The sequence below is a fragment of the Micromonospora sp. NPDC049580 genome (assembly GCF_040675595.1).
Taxonomy (GTDB): Bacteria; Actinomycetota; Actinomycetes; order Mycobacteriales; family Micromonosporaceae; genus Micromonospora.
The window spans coordinates 1-2717 of the sequence record NZ_JBFAPG010000655.1 but is presented as its reverse complement, the minus strand read 5'-3'; the positions used below and the strand labels follow the sequence as shown (position 1 = coordinate 2717).

The window sequence follows — 2717 nt, the reverse complement described above, 5'->3', positions numbered from 1 at the left end:
GTCGCGGTGGCGGTCGGCCGCTCCCCCGGCGGCGAGGTCTCCGCCGTGCTGCACGTGGTGTACCGGCAGGCGCGGCGGATCGGCGTCGAGGTGATCGGCGGAGTGCACGGCGACCGGTTGGTGATCGTCCTGGGCGGCGCGGCGGATCCGCTGAGCGCCACCGGCAAGCTGCTGGACGCGTTCGGTGACGGCCCGGTGGTGGTCGGTCCGGCCGTACCCAGTCTGGATGAGGCGACGGAGTCGGCGCGGGCCGCGCTGTCCGGTTTCCGGGCGGCGCCGGCATGGCCGACCGCCCCCCGGCCGGTGCCGGCCGCGGACCTGTTGCCGGAGCGGGCCCTCGCCGGCGACGCGGAGGCGCGTCGCCGGTTGCGCCACGACGTGTACGCGACGCTGGTGCGCGCCGGTGGCGAGCTGCTGGAGACCCTGGACGCCTTCCTGGCCGCCGGTGGCACGCTGGAGAGCGCGGCGCGGGCGCTGTTCGTGCACCCGAACACGGTGCGCTACCGGTTGCGCCGCATCGCCGAGGTGACCGGCTTCTCGCCGCTGTCGCCCCGGGACGCGTTCGCCCTCCAGGTGGCGTTGACCGTCGGTCGACTGGATCCGGTGGTCCCGGTGGTCACGGCGGTCCCGACCCAGACATTGACCCCGGCCGCCCGGAAATCCGCCCAAAGCAGTGATGATCCTCGCCGATCTTTGTGAGAAACCTCCAAAGGTTCTAGTGCGGTTTGGTGGGCCTCGGCACAGCGCTACCCACGCGTATCCGGGAGAGTCATAGGCGTGCTCGCCGTACTTAGTCCCGGCCAGGGTTCCCAGAAACCCGGCTTCCTGACCCCCTGGCTCGACCTGACCGGCACCGAGGCGCGACTGCGCTGGTGGTCGGCGCTGGCCGGGGTGGACCTGGTGCATCTGGGCACCGCCGCGGACGCCGACGAGATCAAGGACACCGCCCGCACCCAGCCGCTGCTCGTCGCGGCGGCGCTGCTCGCCGCCGAGCACCTGCCGCTGGACGGCGTGACGCTCACCGCCGGCCACAGCGTCGGCGAGCTGGGCGCCGCGGCGGTGGCCGGGGTGCTCTCGGCCGAAGCCGCGCTCACCCTCGCCGGGATCCGGGGCCGGGAGATGGCGGCCGCGTGCGCGCTGGAGCCGACCGGAATGGCGGCCGTGCTCGGTGGCGACCCGGACGAGGTGCTCGCCGCGATCGCCGCGCACGGGCTGCACCCGGCCAACCGCAACGGCGCCGGCCAGATCGTCGCCGCCGGCGCGCTGGACGGGCTGGACAAGTTCGCCGCCGACCCGCCGGCGAAGACCCGCGTCATCCGACTCCAGGTGGCCGGCGCGTTCCACACCCCGTACATGGCCCCGGCCGAGACCGCGCTGGCCGCGGTCGCCGCCGGGATCGCCCCCGCCGACCCGGCCCGGATCCTGTTGTCGAACCTCGACGGCACCGCCGTCACCGACGGCCAGGAGCTGGTGCGCCGGCTGGTCCGCCAGGTCACCGCCCCGGTGCGCTGGGACCTGTGCATGCGCACGCTGGCCGAGCGCGGGGTGACCGGCGTGATCGAGCTGCCCCCGGCCGGCACCCTCGCCGGTCTGGTCAAGCGGGAGCTCAAGGGCGCGGGCGCCCCGGAGATCGTCACCCTGAACACCCCGGACGACCTGCCGGCCGCACGGGACCTGATCGCCCGCCACGGCACGCCGGGCCAACCGCTCGCCCCCATCGGAGGACACTCATGACCGGCAGTCGCATCGTCTCGATGGGGCACTACCAGCCCTCCCGGGTGGTGACCAACGACGACATCGCCCAGCTCGTGGACACCAACGACGAGTGGATCCGCGACCGGGTGGGCATCGTCACCCGGCGGATCGCCGACGGTGAGACGGTGGCCGACATGGCCGCCGCGGCCGCCGGCAAGGCGCTGGCCAACTCGGGGCTCACCGCCGCCGACATCGACCTGGTCGTGGTCGCCACCTGCTCCTCGATCGACCGCAGCCCCAACGTGGCCTGCCGGGTCGCCGCCAAGCTGGGCATCGCCGCGCCGGGCGCGTTCGACGTCAACACCGCCTGCTCGGGCTTCGCGTACGCCCTGGGTACCGTGGATCACGCCATTCGGGCCGGGGCGTCGCGCAACGCGATAGTCATCGGCGCCGAGAAGCTGTCCGACTTCACCGACTGGACCGACCGCTCCACCTGCATCATCTTCGGTGACGGCGCGGGGGCCGCGGTGGTCACCGCCACGGCCGAGGACGAGCCGGCCGGCATCGGCCCGGTCGTCTGGGGCTCCGTGCCGGAGAAGAGCGACGCGGTCCGCATCGAGGGCTGGCGCCCGTACATCCAGCAGGAGGGGCAGGCGGTGTTCCGCTGGGCCACCACCGCGCTCGCGCCGCTGGCCCTGCAGGCGTGCGAGCGTGCCGGGGTCGACCCGTCGGAGCTGGCCGCCTTCGTGCCGCACCAGGCCAACGCCCGGATCATCGACGGCATCGCCAAGCGGCTCAACATCCCCAACGCGATCATCGCGAAGGACATTGTCGAGTCCGGCAACACCTCGGCGGCGAGCGTGCCGCTGGCCCTGTCGAAGCTGGTCGAGCGCCGGGAGGTGCCGTCGGGCGCCCCGGTGCTGCTGTTCGGCTTCGGCGGCGGCCTGACCTACGCCGGTCAGGTCGTCCGCTGCCCCTGAAACCCCCTCGGGCGCGTACGCGTCGAGGAGCGGCGGTCGGCG

General features: G+C 74.0%; 3 protein-coding genes. All 3 read left to right on the top strand.

The features are described 5' to 3' along the window. A partial coding sequence (locus AB0J68_RS30555; protein ID WP_363942163.1) for a helix-turn-helix domain-containing protein occupies positions 1-699 on the top strand: 699 nt, incomplete at its 5' end. Positions 700-777: 78 nt separating this feature from the next. Next, the gene (locus tag AB0J68_RS30550; protein WP_354859468.1) at positions 778-1734 is read left to right on the top strand and encodes an ACP S-malonyltransferase; all 957 of its coding nucleotides are present in this window, start codon (positions 778-780) and stop codon (positions 1732-1734) included. Next, entirely contained in the window at positions 1731-2675 is a 945-nt protein-coding gene (locus AB0J68_RS30545) for a beta-ketoacyl-ACP synthase III (protein ID WP_354859465.1), read from the top strand. The genes AB0J68_RS30550 and AB0J68_RS30545 overlap by 4 nt, the downstream gene beginning before the upstream one ends. Positions 2676-2717 lie beyond the last annotated feature (42 nt).

Bases quoted from the DNA above. Each gene is read 5' to 3' on its own strand.
- AB0J68_RS30545 (WP_354859465.1), top strand. From the start codon at position 1,731: ATGACCGGCAGTCGCATCGTCTCGATGGGGCACTACCAGCCCTCCCGG.